The organism is Bacillus sp. S14(2024), from assembly GCF_050473785.1.
GTDB lineage: Bacteria > Bacillota > Bacilli > Bacillales > Bacillaceae_G > Bacillus_A > Bacillus_A yunxiaonensis.
On the sequence record NZ_JBFLUP010000006.1, the window covers coordinates 2,184,426 to 2,201,907 of the forward strand.

18 protein-coding genes, 2 pseudogenes and 1 riboswitch are annotated in these 17,482 nt (G+C 36.1%); of the genes and pseudogenes, 13 read left to right on the forward strand and 7 right to left on the reverse strand.

The window, feature by feature from the left end; translation table 11 throughout:
- Positions 1-88: 88 nt before the first annotated feature.
- Both AB1279_RS11400 and AB1279_RS11405 read right to left on the reverse strand, forming a co-directional pair.
- A complete protein-coding gene (locus AB1279_RS11400; RefSeq protein WP_429758824.1) occupies positions 89-1,558 on the reverse strand; it encodes an amino acid permease in 1,470 nt (489 codons plus the stop codon).
- Positions 1,559-1,665: 107 nt separating this feature from the next.
- Positions 1,666-1,859, reverse strand: a riboswitch (Lysine riboswitch).
- A 306-nt stretch (positions 1,860-2,165) separates the two neighbouring features.
- The gene (locus AB1279_RS11405; protein ID WP_429758826.1) at positions 2,166-3,065 is read right to left on the reverse strand and encodes a sulfite exporter TauE/SafE family protein; all 900 of its coding nucleotides are present in this window, start codon (positions 3,063-3,065) and stop codon (positions 2,166-2,168) included.
- A gap of 365 nt (positions 3,066-3,430) precedes the next feature.
- On the opposite strand from AB1279_RS11405, the gene AB1279_RS11410 reads away from it, so the two are divergent.
- Complete coding sequence (locus AB1279_RS11410) at positions 3,431-4,234, forward strand: VOC family protein (RefSeq protein WP_429758828.1); 804 nt, start codon at positions 3,431-3,433, stop codon at positions 4,232-4,234.
- Between the two features lie 24 nt (positions 4,235-4,258).
- A pseudogene (locus AB1279_RS11415) lies at positions 4,259-4,444 on the forward strand (aminoglycoside phosphotransferase family protein); the annotation flags it as partial.
- 12 nt (positions 4,445-4,456) lie between these two features.
- Here the strand turns inward: AB1279_RS11415 and AB1279_RS11420 are convergent.
- Positions 4,457-5,902: a PLP-dependent aminotransferase family protein gene (locus AB1279_RS11420; protein ID WP_429758830.1), complete on the reverse strand. Its 1,446-nt coding sequence runs from the start codon at positions 5,900-5,902 to the stop codon at positions 4,457-4,459.
- A 124-nt stretch (positions 5,903-6,026) separates the two neighbouring features.
- Between AB1279_RS11420 and AB1279_RS11425 the strand changes: the two genes are divergently transcribed.
- The gene (locus AB1279_RS11425) at positions 6,027-6,938 is read left to right on the forward strand and encodes a DMT family transporter (protein ID WP_429758831.1); all 912 of its coding nucleotides are present in this window, start codon (positions 6,027-6,029) and stop codon (positions 6,936-6,938) included.
- A gap of 32 nt (positions 6,939-6,970) precedes the next feature.
- Here the strand turns inward: AB1279_RS11425 and AB1279_RS11430 are convergent, their stop codons facing one another.
- Positions 6,971-7,423, reverse strand: a complete 453-nt coding sequence (locus AB1279_RS11430; RefSeq protein WP_429758832.1) for an NUDIX hydrolase — start codon at positions 7,421-7,423, stop codon at positions 6,971-6,973.
- Positions 7,424-7,569: 146 nt separating this feature from the next.
- Between AB1279_RS11430 and AB1279_RS11435 the strand changes: the two genes are divergently transcribed.
- From AB1279_RS11435 to AB1279_RS11465, 7 genes are all read left to right on the forward strand, one after another.
- Entirely contained in the window at positions 7,570-8,040 is a 471-nt protein-coding gene (locus tag AB1279_RS11435; protein ID WP_429758833.1) for an N-acetyltransferase family protein, read from the forward strand.
- Between the two features lie 127 nt (positions 8,041-8,167).
- Positions 8,168-8,809, forward strand: a complete 642-nt coding sequence (locus tag AB1279_RS11440) for an FMN-dependent NADH-azoreductase (protein WP_429758835.1) — start codon at positions 8,168-8,170, stop codon at positions 8,807-8,809.
- A gap of 71 nt (positions 8,810-8,880) precedes the next feature.
- A complete protein-coding gene (locus AB1279_RS11445) occupies positions 8,881-9,345 on the forward strand; it encodes an NUDIX hydrolase (RefSeq protein ID WP_429758836.1) in 465 nt (154 codons plus the stop codon).
- A 401-nt stretch (positions 9,346-9,746) separates the two neighbouring features.
- A complete protein-coding gene (locus tag AB1279_RS11450) occupies positions 9,747-10,175 on the forward strand; it encodes a MarR family winged helix-turn-helix transcriptional regulator (protein ID WP_429758837.1) in 429 nt (142 codons plus the stop codon).
- A 35-nt stretch (positions 10,176-10,210) separates the two neighbouring features.
- The gene (locus AB1279_RS11455; protein ID WP_429758838.1) at positions 10,211-10,849 is read left to right on the forward strand and encodes a nitroreductase family protein; all 639 of its coding nucleotides are present in this window, start codon (positions 10,211-10,213) and stop codon (positions 10,847-10,849) included.
- An 87-nt stretch (positions 10,850-10,936) separates the two neighbouring features.
- On the forward strand, positions 10,937-11,227 hold the full coding sequence (locus tag AB1279_RS11460) for a putative quinol monooxygenase (protein ID WP_429757451.1): 291 nt from the start codon (positions 10,937-10,939) through the stop codon (positions 11,225-11,227).
- Between the two features lie 123 nt (positions 11,228-11,350).
- Positions 11,351-12,478 (forward strand): alkene reductase, encoded by a 1,128-nt coding sequence (locus AB1279_RS11465; RefSeq protein WP_429757450.1) that lies wholly within the window; start codon positions 11,351-11,353, stop codon positions 12,476-12,478.
- 192 nt (positions 12,479-12,670) lie between these two features.
- Here AB1279_RS11465 and AB1279_RS11470 read toward each other — a convergent pair whose 3' ends face one another.
- The 3 genes from AB1279_RS11470 to AB1279_RS11480 form a co-directional block, all read right to left on the reverse strand.
- A complete protein-coding gene (locus AB1279_RS11470) occupies positions 12,671-13,354 on the reverse strand; it encodes a DUF4018 domain-containing protein (protein WP_429757453.1) in 684 nt (227 codons plus the stop codon).
- A gap of 1 nt (position 13,355) precedes the next feature.
- On the reverse strand, positions 13,356-13,721 hold the full coding sequence (locus AB1279_RS11475) for a PH domain-containing protein (protein ID WP_429757449.1): 366 nt from the start codon (positions 13,719-13,721) through the stop codon (positions 13,356-13,358).
- Between the two features lie 411 nt (positions 13,722-14,132).
- Positions 14,133-15,032 (reverse strand): LysR family transcriptional regulator, encoded by a 900-nt coding sequence (locus tag AB1279_RS11480; protein ID WP_429757448.1) that lies wholly within the window; start codon positions 15,030-15,032, stop codon positions 14,133-14,135.
- Positions 15,033-15,324: 292 nt separating this feature from the next.
- Here AB1279_RS11480 and AB1279_RS11485 point away from each other — a divergent pair, with 292 nt between their 5' ends.
- From AB1279_RS11485 to AB1279_RS11495, 3 genes and pseudogenes are all read left to right on the forward strand, one after another.
- Entirely contained in the window at positions 15,325-16,617 is a 1,293-nt protein-coding gene (locus tag AB1279_RS11485; RefSeq protein ID WP_429757447.1) for a purine/pyrimidine permease, read from the forward strand.
- A 44-nt stretch (positions 16,618-16,661) separates the two neighbouring features.
- Positions 16,662-17,123, forward strand: a complete 462-nt coding sequence (locus tag AB1279_RS11490; RefSeq protein ID WP_429757446.1) for a nucleoside deaminase — start codon at positions 16,662-16,664, stop codon at positions 17,121-17,123.
- 34 nt (positions 17,124-17,157) lie between these two features.
- Positions 17,158-17,385 (forward strand): annotated as a pseudogene (locus AB1279_RS11495) (DUF4822 domain-containing protein); the annotation flags it as partial.
- Between the last annotated feature and the right edge of the window lie 97 nt (positions 17,386-17,482).

Sequence of the window (17,482 nt, forward strand, 5' to 3'; positions counted from 1 at the left end):
ATTAGTCATATATAATATGTTAGGTCCTTTATATTTTAAGTTTTTTTGAATTTAGGTCTTGATAAAATGACTTGATAGGTTGTTATTTTTAAAGTTCACATTTATCTAATGGAATGACTTTTGTTTTCTTTGTAAATTTATAACCTAGCCAAAGTATTAAGAAAAGAGGTAGGCCAATATATGAAACGAGTACACCGTTCCAGTCAATCGATTTTCCCGTAAATGCACCGTAGTTTTGACCAAGAATAACGATTACACATAATGCAAATGCAAAGATAGGACCGAATGGGAACCATTTTGCTTTATATGGTAAGTCATTTAAGTCTTTTCCTTGTGCAATGTATGCCTTGCGGAAACGATAGTGACTAATCGCAATTCCGATCCAAGCGATGAAGCCTGACATACCAGAAGCATTTAAGAGCCATACGTAGACCACGCCATCACCGAATAAAGAAGCTAAGAAAGCAGCACATCCAACTAATGATGTTGCAATCAATGCATTTACAGGTATACCACGACTATTTAGTTTTCCTAAAAATTTAGGTGCTTTACCTTGGTTTGCTAGATCCCAAAGCATACGTGATGCTGCATACATACCAGAGTTACCAGCAGACAGAACAGCTGTTAAAATAACGGCGTTCATTACTGATGCCGCGAAGGCAACACCTGCTTTAGCGAATACAAGTGTAAATGGACTTACTGTCACATCACTTGCTGCAAGGTTTTTGTCTGTATATGGAATGAGTAAACCAATTACAAGAATTGCTAAAATATAGAACAGTAGAATTCGCCAAAAGATGCTGCGAATTGCTTTTGGAATACTGCGTTGTGGATCTTTAGTTTCACCAGCCGCAACTCCTAATAATTCTGTTCCTTGGAATGAAAATCCAGCTGCCATAAATACACCGATGATTGCCATGAAGCCGCCGCTAAACGGTGCATCTGCAACTGTGAAGTTTTTAAAACCAACAGGCTCTCCACCCATAATACCGAAAATCATAAGAAAACCGACGATTAAAAAGGCAATAACAGTTACAACTTTAATAAGTGCAAACCAGTATTCAGCTTCCCCAAATCCTTTGACAGATAAATAATTTAAAAGGAACATAATAGCTAAACAAATCCCACTCCAAAGCAGGGAAGAGGTATTTGGGAACCAAAACTTCATAATTAATGTAACTGCAGAGAGTTCAGCTGCAATCGTGATAGCCCAGTTATACCAGTAGTTCCAACCTAATGCAAACCCAAGAGATGGGTCAACAAATCTTGTTGCGTAGGTGCTAAATGATCCTGCTACAGGAATGTACGATGCTAATTCTGCTAAACTTGTCATTAAAAAATATACCATAATACCAATTGCAGCATAGGCGACGAGAGCACCGCCAGGACCAGCCGTGTGGACAACACCACCGCTTGCTAGGAATAAACCTGTTCCGATTGTACCACCAAGTGAAATCATTGTAAGATGGCGAGATTTCAATCCGCGTTTTAGCTCGCCATGTGTTTGTGCAGATTGATTTGTAGACGTAGAGGTAACTTTTGTAGTTGCGCCATTCATTTTCAACACTCCTTTTCTTGTAAGATAGGAAGGAGCGGGGGGAATAAAAAAAACCGCCAAAGGACTTTAGCGGAGCATTTCAAAAATAACCACCCCATCATACCTTCCGTTAAGATAGCGCCCCACGCTTACACGGTAATTTTGTAAACGTGACAGTTCTGTTCCTATTCGAAAACAGCCCCAGCATATACTTCCAGAGAAGAAGTATAAACTTCGGCAGCTTTTCCTTTCATTCGGAGTTATTGACGTTCTCTGTGTCTCGTCCGGACTACTAATAAAAGCCGCAACCTCTACCTCATCGGATTGATGAGGATTTCTCTATTGCTATGATTTTTAATATATCGCAATTGTAATGATTTTCTGAGAATATTGCAAGGATTTTTTTGTAGAAAAAAAGAGAAAAAGAATGGTTATTTTGGAAAAGCGCTTTCAAAATTCGTCCCGATCCTAAAAAATATGTAATAAGTAACCTCCCGATGAAAAAGGTTATACAATAGTTTCGCATTATGTTTCAAAAAATCCTTTAAAATTAACAGAAAATTGAGACAAATAAATTTCGACAAAATATATTGTCGAAGAGGAGACTAAAACAAAAACGAGCTTCCCTTTATGGGGAAACTTGTTTTTGTTTGTTATATACAATTTTTTTGTTTGTATGTTGTGATTGATTACGAATCGTAATAATCAGTGCGATTGTAACGACAAGACCTATTGCAATGTAAGCAAGAAATATTATATCTTGATTTACTTTAAAAGTTGTTAATAGCGTACGGATATTGGTGAAAATAATGAGTCCTCCGACAAGTACTCCAAGTAAATGAGAAGGAACAATTCGTACTAGCCATGCAGCAATTGGTGCTGCAATGATACCGCCAAGCATAAGAGCAGATACCCAAAACCAACTGACTTGTGCCCAGCCAAGAGAAATGAAAAATCCCAATGTGGCAGCTAATGAGACAGGAAATTCACTCGTATCTACAGAACCTACAACTTTTCTTGCTTCATTACCGCGTGCAAGTAAAACAGGAGTAGTAATAGGTCCCCAGCCTCCACCGCCTGTTGAATCTACAAAACCTGCAAAAAGGCCAAGTGGAATTAATTGCTTACCAGACAGACGTTTGTTATTTGTTTGAACAACTTGTTTTTGTAAAATAAATCTTAATAAGATATATACACCTAACGCGAATAAAAATATTGAAATATACGGTTTGATTAAATTTCCTGGTAAGTTACTTAAAAAGCAAGCACCTACAAAAGCGCCAATTGCACCTGGTAATGTCAGTCTTGAAACGATATATTTATCGACATTTCCAAATCGGATATGTGAGATGCCGGATGCGGCAGTTGTAACAACTTCGGCTAAATGAACAGATGCTGAAGCAACAGCGGGTACAATTCCAAACATGAGTAATAATGAGGAAGACGTTACTCCATATGCCATTCCTAAAGCTCCATCAATGAGTTGAGCAAAAAAACCAATGATGGCAAAGACAATTAATTTTTGCATGTTTAAAACCTCCGTTTATAATAAAGCGAAATTTCCATCAGTGGAGATTCTTTATCCTCTACTAATGGTTAGTTGAATCAATCAAGTTTTTACGGGCGGTTATATCCCATCTATTTCCTGTGACTTCTCAAAATCTTAAGGTGGGGTCTTACTGTCCAAAAGTAGCAAGATAAAATAAAAAAGGCTCCTTTCTCTAGTGAGAAAAGAGCCTTTGGTTTTCCAATCAGCTTTATCATATTCTAATTTTTTTATTATAATACACATTAATCGTATAAATCAACTGGGTTTTTATTAAAATTTTGAATTGCAAGAAATAAATGAAAAGTAATACACTAAAAATAATTAAAAGTAAGGATGGTGAGAAGATGTTACAGTTTGATCATCTTGTTCACGTAGTTCAATGCTCTCCAGCTGATGTAATAAATCAAATGAAAGTACTCGGATTTCATACAGTTCCAGGGGGAGAGCATACGAATTGGGGGACATATAATAGCTTATGTTATTTTGATTTAGCGTATATTGAGTTTTTAGCTGTTCAGAACAATGAAGTTGCAAACAGGGCAGAGAATCCCCTCATTCAGCAAACTGTTCATAAGTTGCAAAAAGGAGAAGGGATGATCCAAATTGCACTGCGTACAGAACATATGGAGGAGCTTGCTAAGAAATTGTTGGAAAAGGGGTTTCGTATAAATGGTCCGTTTGAGGGAAAACGTTTAAGGGAAGATGGTACTCTATTAAGTTGGAAAATGCTATTCATTGAACAGGAAGATAGTGGTCCTAGATTCCCGTTTTTTATTGAGTGGGGTGAATCGGATCAAAATAGAAGAACAGATTTACAGAAAAAAGGAGCGATTTCACTTCATGACAATAATGTAATTGGAATGAAAACGGTGTTTTATGCTGTTAATAATGTAAATGAAACAAGCAAACTATGGGAAGAGTTATTGCAAATAGAAATGAGTACATCAAAAATAGATAAAGAGTGGAATGCGGTATTTCGAAGTTTTTCTCTTGGGAAAATAACAATTCAATTTTGTGAACCGATAGGGAATGGAGTAGTTCAGAATCAATTACAGAACTGCGGGGAGATACCATTTGCTGTAGAGTTTCAAGGAGGCAAGGAAAATACGAGTGTATATCAGATATCGAATGGTATGTACATATTTTAGGGGGAATCAAGGTAAACGAAGTAATATTTTTGGAAGCTATACACACTATATGCTGCAATGATTTTTCCATCGGATATTGTATGGTCTTATAAAATGACCCCAAATCGTGTTGATATAATGAAAAAACGTTTGAATATGATTATAGATGATCATTACGGATTTACATCTTATATCCCAAATTGGTATAAATCGAAAGGCTTCCAATCGTAATGTTGGAAGCCTTTACGAATAACAAAAATTGATTGCTTTTTGAAGTCGAGAGACCCCTTCAGTAATATAGTTTATATCTACTTTTCCGTATGATAGACGAATATAACCATCTTCTGCACCGAAAATACTGCCAGGCATAAAGGCAACTTGTTGTTTTAAACTCTGCATAATCAGCTGCTTTTCTTGAACAGGTTGTTTCAATTTTCCCCATATGTAAATTCCACCTGTTGGCATGGGAAATGAGAGTTCTTTCTGTAATGAGCATTGTAATGCGTCTACTAGTACATTTCTTTTTTGTAATAATTCATAGCGTAGCTTTTGTAAGTGTGTTTCAAACGGAACTGTTTCAAAAAATTGTTGCATAAGCCATTGCGGAAAGATACTTAAGCCTAACTCCATTTGGTGCCTCGCATCTGATAGTCGTTCAACAACGGACTGCGGAGCAACGAGCCAGCCGATTCGTAATCCTGGTGCAATCATTTTAGATAGAGAATGAACATAAATGACTGTTCCGTTCGTATCAATTGATTTTAAAGTTGAACATGCTTGTTCTTTATTTTCTAATGTTAATAAGCTAGAAGGATCATCTTCAACAATTGGAATTCGTAAATCGGCACATAAGGATAGAAGTGTTTCCCTTCTTTTTGGATGAAGGAGTGTCCCTGTTGGATTTTGATAATTGGGATTTAAGAAAATCATTTTAATTCGGTGCTTTCGATAAAGTTCATGTACATCGTCTGGATGAATGCCATGTTCATCGACAGGTAATGGGAAAATACGAATGCCTGCCGATTGGAAAAGCGGTAAGGAATAACAATGCGACGGGCTTTCAAATGCTACTGCATCGCCTGGATTTAATAAACATTGCACAATAAGGTGCAGTGCTTGTTGTGCACCAGAAGTAATCATAATCGATTGTTCAGTTGCATCAATTTGTAAATGTTCCTTCATATATTTAGCTACAATTTTTCGTAAAGGGAGGTAGCCTTGTGGATGATCGTAGCTTAATGATTGTGTTAACGGTTGTTCGCGTAAAATTGCTTGTAATTGGTGATGCGGAAACAAATCACATCCAAGCTCACCGTTTGCAAAGTCAATGATATTTTCATTTTGCTGCACTTGCTCACGAATGTAGCGAAGAAGTGGTAAGTTAGGCAAAAACGTCCCGCCTTCCACAAATCCTCTCCAATTTGGTGCGAATTTCGGAGATACACCCCACATCTGTGTACTGACCCTTGTTCCTTTTCCTGTTGTGCTTTCAACAATTCCCATTGCACGTAGTTCGTTATAGGCTGTTGTAATTGTACTTCGATTCACTTGAAGTTGCTCTGCTAGCTTACGTTCTGAAGGGAGAAAACTTCCAGGTGGAAGCTCTCCGTACATAATACGTCTTTCAATATAATCGACAACTTGTTGATAGATCGGAATTTTACTATCTGAATCTAACTTCCATTTCATTGTAATGTCTCCTTATTCCTTCATTATCATCATTATAACAAATTGGATGGGTGAAAAAACAGCCAATTGGACGGTGTGCCAACGGCCCAATTTTACTATGCTAAATAAGGAAGGGGAGATTTGGATGAAACAAAGGCAAATGGAATGGCTTCTAATGTCAGTTGCTTTAGTATGGGGAGCAAACTATACGATAGGAAAATACGGCGTGACATATATGTCATCCATTCAATTTAATAGTATGCGATTTTTAGTTGCATCACCAATTTTGCTACTTATCACTTTTATTATGGAACGTTCATTACGTATAGAGAGAAAAGACTGGATGAGACTTCTAGTGGTTGGTATTGTTGGGACAACTTTATATCAAACTTTGTTTATGCTTTCAGTAAAATATACATCTGCGACGAACGCTTCATTACTAATTGCAATGTCACCAATCTTTACGGGAATTTTAGCTGTATTGCATAAACAAGAACGTTTTTCTCTGAAAATACAAATCGGATCTATGCTTTCTTTTTGCGGGGCAGCGCTTGTGCTATTAACAGGACATACGAATCAGTCTACATATGAATACGCTTGGCTTGGAAATATAATAGGATTAGTTGCGTCGATCGCATGGGGCTGGTATCCGATTCTTGCTCAGCCGCTAATTACGAAATATTCTGCTATGCGAGTAACTGCTTGGTCAACATTATTAGGAATTGTTCCGCTTGTTTTATATTGCTTTATGAATGTAGACTCCTTAACATGGCCGACTGATATGCTGAGTTGGGGATCTTTAGGATATTCTATTGTATTTGCAACGATTTTTGGGCTTGCAATGTGGTACGTTGGAATTAGTAAAATTGGTTCAACAAAAGTAATGGTTTATATGTATCTTGTTCCATTATTCGCGGTTATATTTGCAGCTGTAACGATAGGCGAACAGGTGAACATTATGCAATTGTTTGGTGGACTTGTTATTTTCGCTGGATTATATGTTGTGAAAAAAGGAACAGTGAAAAAGCCGGCACTCAATTTAAAAAAGGTAAGTTAGTATGAAAAGTGACCACGTCCTGAGAGGAGTGGTCATTTTTGTTTGCATAATAAGATTGCTTGCTTCACGGCCCATTGTTGATGATCGTGAACAAGAAGTTGCTGTGCTTCAGAAGAAGATACCCAATATAAGATGTGATCATCTCCAATAGGAACATGATGTTCTCGTATTTTGCTGCATATGTAAAAATGGCCATCATTTAAATAATGTATATCTTCTTTTTCGGCATAAAAGTAGCGCTCGGCATTTCCGATATAGTGGTGTACCTCAATTTCCCAGCCTAATTCCTCTAATAATTCACGGTGTAAGCAGTTTTCTTTTGTTTCATTATTTTCTATTCCGCCGCCCGGTAAAAAATATCTTACTCCTTTTTGAATGATTGCTATTTTATTGGTATTTTCTTTGAAAATAATGGCATAGGAGCTCGGACGTGAGGTGTATTCTATATCCTGTTTTTTATCGCCAAAAGAAGGTTTCATTTGCACACTTTTCACCTAACTTCATTTGTTTTAATTGTATTATCGCATATGCTGATATGAACCTCCAAAGCTGAATTTCTAAGCTATAAAGGAAAGCACACCTCCATGTCGAATAACGTAAATATTAAGTGAGAAATGAGAGGACATGACATATGCATATTAGAAAAATTACGCCAGAGGATTATACTATCATTAAGTCTGTTATGAATGATTGGTGGGGCGGGAGACAGATGGCAGACATGCTGCCAAAGCTCTTTTTTGTTCATTTTCAAGACACTAGTTATATTATTGAAAAAGATCATGAAATTGCAGGATTTTTATGTGGTTTTTTCTCGCAAACTTTTGAGGACGAGGCATACGTTCATTTTATTGGTGTAAATCCGAAATTTAGAAGACAAGGGATTGCATCAGCACTGTATTCCTCCTTTTTTGATGCCGTTCGTTCCAATGGTCGTCACGTTGTAAAAGCAGTAACATCTCCTGTTAATCAAAAATCCATTCAATTTCATCGTGATGTAGGGTTTGATATTGAAAAAGGTGATAGTGAAATAGAGGGTGTATCTGTACATACAAATTATGATGGACAAGGTGGAAGTCGAGTGTTATTTATAAAACATTTATAGAAAAATTGCCAAGAAAACCCCACCTTCAAGAGGATTCTTTCTAACGGATACAAAATTATTAATAAAAATCAAGATAAAAGGCAATATAAGGAGGGTTGAATTTATATTTCGAAAGGAAGGATAACAAGTGAGTAAAGTTCTATACATTACCGCAAATCCGAAACCAACTGATCAATCGTATGGACTTACAGTTGGACAAGCTTTTTTAGAAGCATATCGTCACGAGGCTCCAAATGATGAAATTATTGATCTTGATTTGTACAAAACTCATATTCCATATATTGATGCGGATGTACTTAATGGATGGGGAAAGCTACAAAAAGGGACAGCGTTTGAAAATCTTTCTACAGAAGAGCAAAGTAAGATTGCTGCAATTAATAAATTAACAGATCAGTTTGTAGAAGCGGATAGATATATATTTGTAACACCGATGTGGAATTTTAGCTTTCCACCGCTTATGAAAGCATATATTGACACAATTTGTATGGCAGGAAAAACATTCAAGTATACAGCAGAAGGTCCTGTTGGCTTGTTATCTGGTAAAAGGGCCGTTCATATTCAAGCGCGCGGTGGTATATATTCAGAAGGGCCAGCAACAGAAGTAGAATTTGGAGATCGTTATCTTCGAGCGATTATGGGCTTTGTTGGAATTGAAGATGTACAATCTATTATTGTAGAAGGTATGAATCAAATGCCGGATGAGGCAGAGAATATTAAAGAAAAAGCAATGGCACACGCGAGAGAAGTTGCAAAAGGTTTTTTTGAATAATTAGAAAAAAACCCACAAATTTCTTATAATGGAATTTGTGGGTTTTTATTTATTAGATAGGGGGGATCGGGATGGATATTGTTTTTACAGAGGATGGGAAACGTTTTAATTATCGAGTAGCAGCTGTGTGTATTGAAAATGGAAAGGTTCTTCTTCATCGTGGGAAGGGAGATAACTTTTGGTGTCTACCTGGCGGACGAGTTCAAATGCTTGAAAGTAGTGAGTCTGCTCTTAAAAGAGAGCTGAAAGAAGAATTAGAAGTGGATGCAAATGTAAAACGATTAATGTGGATTGTTGAGAAGTTTTTTACTTATGATAATCATGAGTTTCATGAAATAGGCTTTTATTATGAAACACATTTAACAGGTTGTTCTATTCCAAAAACGGGTTCTTTTATAAGAGAAGATGGCGGACGAGAATTTGAGTTTCAATGGGTTCCACTAGAGGAAATCAATCGTTTTAATATGCAGCCTGCCTTTTTAAAAACAAAGCTAGATCATTTACCGCAGTGTGTAGAACATATTGTGACAAGCTAAAAGAAAGATGGCTCAGTACGGTTAAGGTTACGTATAATTTCAAACAAAAAGAGACTGCCCCAAAAGGTACATATGTGCCTTTTGGGGCAGTCTCTTTTTGTGAAATCCTATCTTTTAAAAATTGGATATAGGTCAGAGGAGAATAAGAAGAGTGTATTATTGTTTTGTCTAGCATAAAAGACATCCGATTCTAAACTGTACATGCGGAAATATAGTTGAATGATAATTCTGGTGAGCAGAGGGAATAGTAAATATAATTTTGAGCAGGAGAGAGGATAACTGCTCATTTAAAAGAGGATAAAAACAAAATTATTGCTTTTCAAATAAAACTCAAGTATATTATTTGATGTATCAACTATTGATGCATCAAATTTTTAGGCAGCCTAAAAAGGGGTGGTAATTTGAGCGATTCATGTTCAAAGGAAGCGGTTATTTTATATAAATTACATTTCCTCAATAAGGACATTAGTTCGAAATTCGAAGGTTGTACGGGGATTAGCCAGTCTAGATTGGAACTTTTACATCAACTTTATCTAGTAGATGAAATAAGTCAAAAGGCACTTCAAAAAGAAATCAATATTGACAATGCAGCAATTACCCGACATTTAAAGCAACTTGAAGCGAACGAAATGATTACAAGACGTAAAAATCCGAATGATAATCGAATAACCCTTGTTAGTTTAACGGATGCTGGTCGGAATAAAATTCATTCCTTTCAAGAGGAAAAAGAGCGATTTGCCACTTCTGTGTTAAAGGATTTTAACGAAGAAGAACGGGATAACCTTCTAAATATGTTAAATCGCATTCAAAAAAATATAAAAGAATTCTAATATCATTATTAGACAGAAAAAGGGAGCATTCAACTATGATTAACACACAAAAAACAAATAATTTTACAGAAATTATAACAGGTCGACGTTCTATTCGAAATTACGATCCTACTGTGAAAATTAGTAAAGAAGAAATGACAGAGATCCTTACAGAAGCAACTCTTGCACCATCTTCTGTAAATATGCAACCATGGCGCTTCTTAGTAATTGATAGTGCTGAAGGAAAAGCAAAGCTTGCTCCGCTTGCTAAATTTAATCAACGTCAAGTGGAAACTTCAGCAGCAATGATTGCTGTTTTTGGTGATTTGAATAATTTTGAAAATGGTGAAGAAATTTACAGTAAATCAGTTGAACTTGGATATATGCCTTTAGACGTAAAAGAAAGTCAAATGGAGAAGCTTAAAGGTTATTTCTCAACAATTTCTCGAGAAGATATGAAAGACGTAGTTTTAATTGATGGGGGTCTTGCAGCGATGCAACTTATGCTTTCAGCTCGTGCTCACGGATACGATACATGTCCAATCGGTGGATATGAAAAAGACAAAGTTGCAGAGGTATTTGGCTTAGATAAGGATCGTTATGTACCAGTTATGTTAATATCAATTGGAAAAGCAGCTAACAGTGGTTACCCATCAGTTCGCCTTCCAATTGATAAAATTGCTCAGTGGAAGTAATTGATAGAAGAGCACAAGGTTTCATCATTTGCGTGATTGACTTTTTTATATATAAATACAAGTAGAAAAGTGAGAGGAGACAGTACTATGATTATAATTCATGCTAAATTTCATGTGGATCCAGCAAAACAAGAAGCGTTTTTAGATGAGATTCAGCCGCTAATTAGTGGGTCAAGAAAAGAAAGTGGAAATATGTCTTATGATTTGTATAAGGATACCGAAAAAGAAAATGTCTATACAATGGTAGAGGTATGGGAAAATGCAGAAGTAGTTGCTAATCACAATAAGAGTGAGCATTTCACTTCGTTTGTTGGCAAAGCAAATCAATTTTTAGTTGCACCATTAGATATAAAAGCTTTTGATGGAAAACCATTATAAGGGTAATAACAAGGAGAGCGTATAAATTGACGCACTAGTTTGTGAAAAATTATGATACGGTTATAGACAATTTCTATCTTTTAATGAAATGTAAGCGAAATTTTTAATTAAGGGGGAAGAAAGATGACAAATTCAAATAATAAAATAGCCAGTATCTATGAAGGCACGAATATAACCAATTGGGGATCATTTCAAAACGTGGAAGAAACAAAGTTATTTGATCCGATTCAAATTGGAGCTTGGTCTCTTCGTAATCGTGTGGCAATGGCACCGATGACGCGTTGTTTTGCTAATGATGAGACAGGGGTAGTTGGAGCTGATGTAGCCGAGTATTACCGGAAACGTGCGGCAGATGGTGTTGGTCTAATTATTACAGAAGGAATAGTAATTAGCCCAAGAGCGAAGGGGAATCCAGGTGTCCCAGGTATTTATACCGAGGAGCAAATTGATTCTTGGAAGTCAGTAACAGATGCAGTACATGAAGAAGGTGGAACAATTATTGCGCAAATATGGCATGTAGGACGTATGAGCCATCATGAACTAACAGGTGGATTCTTACCACAAGCACCTTCAGCTATTGCGGCACAAGGAAATGTCCCACGTTTTCGGAAGCCTTTTGATACGCCAGAAGCGATGACAGTAGAAGAAATTCAAGAGACTATCGAACAGTATGCACAAGCTGCTAGGAATGCGATAGAAGCAGGCTTCGATGGGGTAGAAATTCATGGGGCACATGGGTATTTAATTGATCAATTTGCTTATGAATTTGCGAATCATCGAAATGATCAATATGGCGGAGATTTAAAACAAAGGTTAACATTTATGAAAGAAGTATTGCAAGCCGTTATAAGTGCGATTGGTGCAGATAAAACGCTTATTCGTTTTTCGGCATTTAAAGGTGATAACCCTAGCTACATGTGGGAAAATCCTGAAGCAGCAATTCAAACTTTCGTAGAGATGTTCTATGAAGTAGGATTAACGATGATTCATCCTTCAACAATGAATTATACGCAAGTTATAGCTGACGGAAAAAACTTACATCAATTAGTTCGTAAATATTGGGATGGTATAATTGTAGGAGTTGGGAATTTAAATCCAAAAGAGGCAGAAGAAGCACTACAAGAAGGTACAATTGATGTAGCGGCATTTGGTAGACCATTGATTTCTAATCCGGATTTTGTTCATCGTGTTAAACATGGGGAAAGTTTAGAGGAATACGATGCAAAGCAGCATCTTGCTACATTAATATGAATAATAATAAAAGAAGAGCACATAAGGTGCTCTTCTTTTATTATGTAAGCAAAAAATATAAGAGAAAATAGCATGATAGGGGGAACCGAATTTATATTACCCTTATCATACTACTAAAAACCTCGATGACTCCAGTAGGAGAAGTCGAGGTTTTTAGTAGTATTGAGATTCAAGCTTATTTTTTTCTTTCACTCATTTTCGATATTTGTATAATGTATGAACTTCTCTTTTAAATTTCTGGAGAAGTTCAGTATCATCACGATTTGCATACCTTGTAGCGTTATATGCATCGATAATCACATCAAATTGAATGGAGACCTCTTCGTCTCTATAAAGTCTTTTCATCCATTGTTCAACTGTTTCACCGCGTAGCCGATTTAATGGTGGTTTTAGTTTCTTTTCCAAATTAAAAATTTCTTTGCGAATTGCATTGTTTGGTGGTCGTAACTTTCGGTCTCGCTTTTGTATTCTCCCTTGTTCTGATGTAACAATGATAGGTTCGTAGGAAGTTATACGCCCAAAGTTTATTTCATGTCGTTTCTTAAATATTTTCCACATTACATATATAGCGATAATTATGATAATAAAAACTGTGATAGATTGTAAATTTAATGGATTATATTTTTCTGGAAGTGGGGGAGGTGGTGCGTCACCTTTATTTAATTTGCTATTTAAAGAATCGGCTTTATGACTAAGTTCAGCTGATAGAAAGAGCGGATTTAACATATAACCAGCCCCTAAAGCAATCCATTGCATCACATAAGCAATAATTATCCGTACATAAGCGATTATAGGTATAAATAAAAAACTAACAATCGCAATGGCTGTAATTGATAATAATCGCATCATTTGTTGATTTTGATTGAAACTTGTAATCCTATGTTAATGAGCTACTTACAATTTGCTGTTGTATGATTGAACAAAGTTGTTTTCTTATATTTTGATCGTATATTTTTTCAAAACGTACCCAATCATCGTTGTAGTAAATAGACATATGAGAGCTGAAGAAATAAGGATGTTCTTTTACTTCTCCAATACGTTCATATAAGTATTCTTCATATCTTTGAGAATTAAATTTGTTTTTCTCCTTATATACAAATAATATTCTTTTATTTGTTGCCAGTATTACTCCTGGCATGGATGGCCCTCTATGCAGAAATAAAGAAAGAGAACATTGTGTGTAAAAAAGGATCGTCTCATTTTCATGGAGTAAGTTTTTTACTGTATCTAGTAATGTTGGCATTGCGATCACCTCTTTCTGTATATGAGGATTATATCATTTAAATAAAGTCACGGTGTTTATAAAGAAGATACGATGTTTTGCCCCTTTGGATCTGTTTATCTAAAGGGGCGTTTTTATAGTGAAAAATGAAAAGAAGATCTGAACTGAAAGGCGGATTAAGGAGCTGTTGAGTAGCAACAAATGGCTATCAAGACCTAAATCGTAAAAAGTTATCAAAAATAAAGGATGTCACATATTACATATAACTAATATGTGACTGTGAAATGACAATAAAGTCATTTGAAAAATAATAAAGTTGTTTAAAAAATACCAATCATTGTATTCAACAATCGGGCCATATAGTTGAATAAATAAATCCCAATTTCTCAATTATGACACTGAGAGATTGGGATTTTGAATGCTGGAATATTCTTACCGCTGTAAATTCGTGTTTTGCTGGAGGTACCCCGTTAACAGTTTTGCAAAGTTTTGAGCGGTTTTTGATAGATAATGATTCTTCAGCCATATTAAGCCCATAGATGCAGATAGCTCTGTATCTGTAATTTTGAAAACCTGGATATTGTAGTTTTTGTATTGTTTAATGACGGTTTCCGGAACAATAGCTTCTCCAAAATTACAAGCGACTAAATCTAATAAAAGGGAGATGTCAGAGCACTCGGCAATAATGTTCGGATGTAGTTGAGCTTTCGAAAATGCTTCCAAGATCATATAATGAATTCCCAATCCTTCTGTACTCGGTAATATCAGGGGGTGGTTTTGAATGTCAGCAAGCATAACCTGATGATTAAAAGGATGCTTTTTATTTGAAGTAATAAAGTAAAAAGGTTCTGTATAAAGATGGATAGTTGAAAAATCATCTAACTCGAGCGGTAATCGTATAATCGCCAGCTCTACAATCCTGTCTCTCACTAATTGACAAAGATGAGATGATTCATTTTGATGAACTTTATATGTAACCTTAGGATATTTTTTGTGAAATTGGTGAAGTAACTCAGGTAATCCGGCTACCGAAAAAGTATTGATACCTACCGTCAGTCTTCCACTTACCCCGTTTCCGACTTCCTTTACCTCCATTCTGGCTTCTTCCATTAACTGAGTCATTTGTAGCGCATACTTATATAAGGCTTTTCCTGCTTCCGTCACTTCTAAAAATTTCCCACTTCTCTCTATTAATTTCGTTCCTAATTCATCTTCCATTGTTTTCAGGTGCTGGCTTAGCGGAGGCTGGGAGATATGAAGTCTTTCAGCGGCAGCAGAAATTTTTCTTTCTTCTACAATTGCTATGAAATATCGCAGTTGTCTAATATTCATAGATGGAAAAAACCCCCTTCTTATATGAAAAACTTAAGTAAAATCAATTTTTTTTATATTTTTCATATACCATATTCTAAGATATCATAATTTTAGATGAAAAGAAATTTCCCGCAACGGCTTTAAACCGCGATGCATTTTTAAGCAAAAAAATTTTGCAGATGTTAGCTAGAACATCGAGATAGGTTAATAAAAGATTTTCTTGCGGGAAATCTTTATTTTTAAGCTAATTAGAACTAATTTCTATTGGTACTTGAAAAAAATAAATATTTTAACATGAAGGTGAAACGATATGGAGAAACAACGTTTTTACGGCGCTTTAAGCATATTTCAATGGTTCTTTTTCCTGCTGGCCACTTCTGTTGCATTACCAATCGTAATCGGGGGAGTATTTCATTTATCGACCGAGGAAATATCCGATTTGATGCAACGAACTTTTTTTGTGGTGGGCATTAGCTCTTTTATACAAGGATGGCTTGGACATCGCTATCCGATCGCTGACGGACCTGCAGGTTCATGGGTCAGTGTATTTGTCATTTTAGCGGGTATGGCGATTCAACAGGGGGAAAGTACGAAAGAAACATTACAACTTTTAGAAGGTGGTTTGCTGGTTACAGGATTTTTACTAGTTATTCTTGGCATAACCGGCCTGGTTAACCGGCTGCTGTTTTTGTTCACTCCTTTAGTTACTGGTTCTTTTCTTTTGATTCTGAGTCTTCAACTTAGTGGTGTTTTTTTAGAGGGAATGTTCGGAATACAAGGACAGTCCAACCTAGATTATCAAATTGCAGCGATTTCATTTGGCGTATTTGTTCTAGTGATAGTGCTATCAATTAAAGGAAAAGGATGGATGAAAAGTTACTCTGTACTGTTAGGGATTTTATTTGGGTGGTTACTATATTTCTTATTAGGAAAAACCCCCAATACGATTTCCGCACCGGCTTCCTTCATTAAATTACCAGACATTTTTGCATGGGGGACTCCGAATTTAAATGCTGGAATGGTTATAACCTCAATTATATTTACGTTTATTTTAGTCTCTAATATGATAGCGGCCGTTACGGCTGTTAAACAAGTGGTTCCAGAATCAGGAGAATCCGAAAAACAAACCATTAACCGCGCCAGTTGGGCAGGCGGTATTACACATGTTATATCAGCTCTTTTTTCGACAATTGGAATTGTGCCATTGCCAGTATCGGCGGGTTTTATCCGAATAACCGAGCAAAAACGAATAATGCCTTTCCTAATAGCAAGTTTAGCCTTAGCAGGTATAGCCTTTGTTCCGGCAATCGTCAACTTCTTAGCTATGCTTCCCGGCCCTATTGCTTGTGCCGTAAGTTTAGCATCCTTTGTCCAAATGATTGGGATCTCGTTTCAATCCCTTTTGAAAGACGAATTAGATCAACGTCGGCTAACTATATTAGGAATCACATTACTAATCGGTATTGGATTAATGTTTCTTCCTAAGGGAATATTTCATGGTCTGCCTACTATTCTCCAATATATTTTAAGCAATGGTCTCATTGTTGGTACGATCATCGTAATTGTGCTAGAACAACTATGGAAAACAAAAAAACATGAGTGAAAAAAATCATATTTAATATTTAATTTTTAAAGGAGTGTTTTTAAATGAGTCACGAAGAATTTATGAAATTGGCAATCGAGTTAGCTTACGACAATACTAAAAACAAAAAAGGAAAACCATTTGGTGCGGTGATTGTTAAAGATGGTGAGATTGTTGCAAAGGGAGTAAATGATGTTCTTAAAACACACGATCCCACTGCGCATGCTGAACTTCTAGCTATCCGTCAGGCTTGTCGCACTCTTGGTACATCTGATCTTTCCGACTGTATACTATACGCAAGCGGGGAGCCTTGCCCGATGTGTTTAAGTGCCATTTACTGGGCGAACCTTAAACATGTTTATTATTCCTATACTGCACAAGAGGAAGAAGAAATTGGATTAGGAACAAAATACGTTTATCAGCAAATATCTCTTCCAAAAGAACAACGAGACATTAAATTATTAAAGCTCGATAAAAATCATCATGAAAAGAATCCTTTTGCTCTTTGGAAAGAAAAGAATAAATAAATTATATAGTTAACGAAACGTGTTTTCCGAGAGAAAAAGCCGCGGTGATTATGGCTACTTCGATGTTGTACACGGGAATAAGATAAGAGCCCATGTTTCAATTGGAAATAATAAGTATGGCGCCGCCCTTGAACTTACCGAACTTAATAATAATAAATTTACGTATAAAAGAACTGGTAAAGACAAAGATGGCAAGGGCATAACTGTATTCGTTGAACATGAACCTTATAAAGGTGATCTTAAACCAAAATTCACTAGATAGGGCTTGGTATGCAGACAAGAAGGGAATAGAACAAAAGAGTGTGAAGCTTTCTGCTTAAACTAACTAGCTAATAGAAGCTTCAGTGATCTTCAACAAA

Coding starts and splice junctions, on each gene's coding strand:
- AB1279_RS11400 (WP_429758824.1), bottom strand. CDS start 1,558: ATGAATGGCGCAACTACAAAAGTTACCTCTACGTCTACAAATCAATCT.
- AB1279_RS11405 (WP_429758826.1), bottom strand. CDS start 3,065: ATGCAAAAATTAATTGTCTTTGCCATCATTGGTTTTTTTGCTCAACTC.
- AB1279_RS11410 (WP_429758828.1), top strand. CDS start 3,431: ATGTTACAGTTTGATCATCTTGTTCACGTAGTTCAATGCTCTCCAGCT.
- AB1279_RS11420 (WP_429758830.1), bottom strand. CDS start 5,902: ATGAAATGGAAGTTAGATTCAGATAGTAAAATTCCGATCTATCAACAA.
- AB1279_RS11425 (WP_429758831.1), top strand. CDS start 6,027: ATGAAACAAAGGCAAATGGAATGGCTTCTAATGTCAGTTGCTTTAGTA.
- AB1279_RS11435 (WP_429758833.1), top strand. CDS start 7,570: ATGCATATTAGAAAAATTACGCCAGAGGATTATACTATCATTAAGTCT.
- AB1279_RS11445 (WP_429758836.1), top strand. CDS start 8,881: ATGGATATTGTTTTTACAGAGGATGGGAAACGTTTTAATTATCGAGTA.
- AB1279_RS11455 (WP_429758838.1), top strand. CDS start 10,211: ATGATTAACACACAAAAAACAAATAATTTTACAGAAATTATAACAGGT.
- AB1279_RS11460 (WP_429757451.1), top strand. CDS start 10,937: ATGATTATAATTCATGCTAAATTTCATGTGGATCCAGCAAAACAAGAA.
- AB1279_RS11465 (WP_429757450.1), top strand. CDS start 11,351: ATGACAAATTCAAATAATAAAATAGCCAGTATCTATGAAGGCACGAAT.
- AB1279_RS11475 (WP_429757449.1), bottom strand. CDS start 13,721: ATGCCAACATTACTAGATACAGTAAAAAACTTACTCCATGAAAATGAG.
- AB1279_RS11480 (WP_429757448.1), bottom strand. CDS start 15,032: ATGAATATTAGACAACTGCGATATTTCATAGCAATTGTAGAAGAAAGA.
- AB1279_RS11485 (WP_429757447.1), top strand. CDS start 15,325: ATGGAGAAACAACGTTTTTACGGCGCTTTAAGCATATTTCAATGGTTC.
- AB1279_RS11490 (WP_429757446.1), top strand. CDS start 16,662: ATGAGTCACGAAGAATTTATGAAATTGGCAATCGAGTTAGCTTACGAC.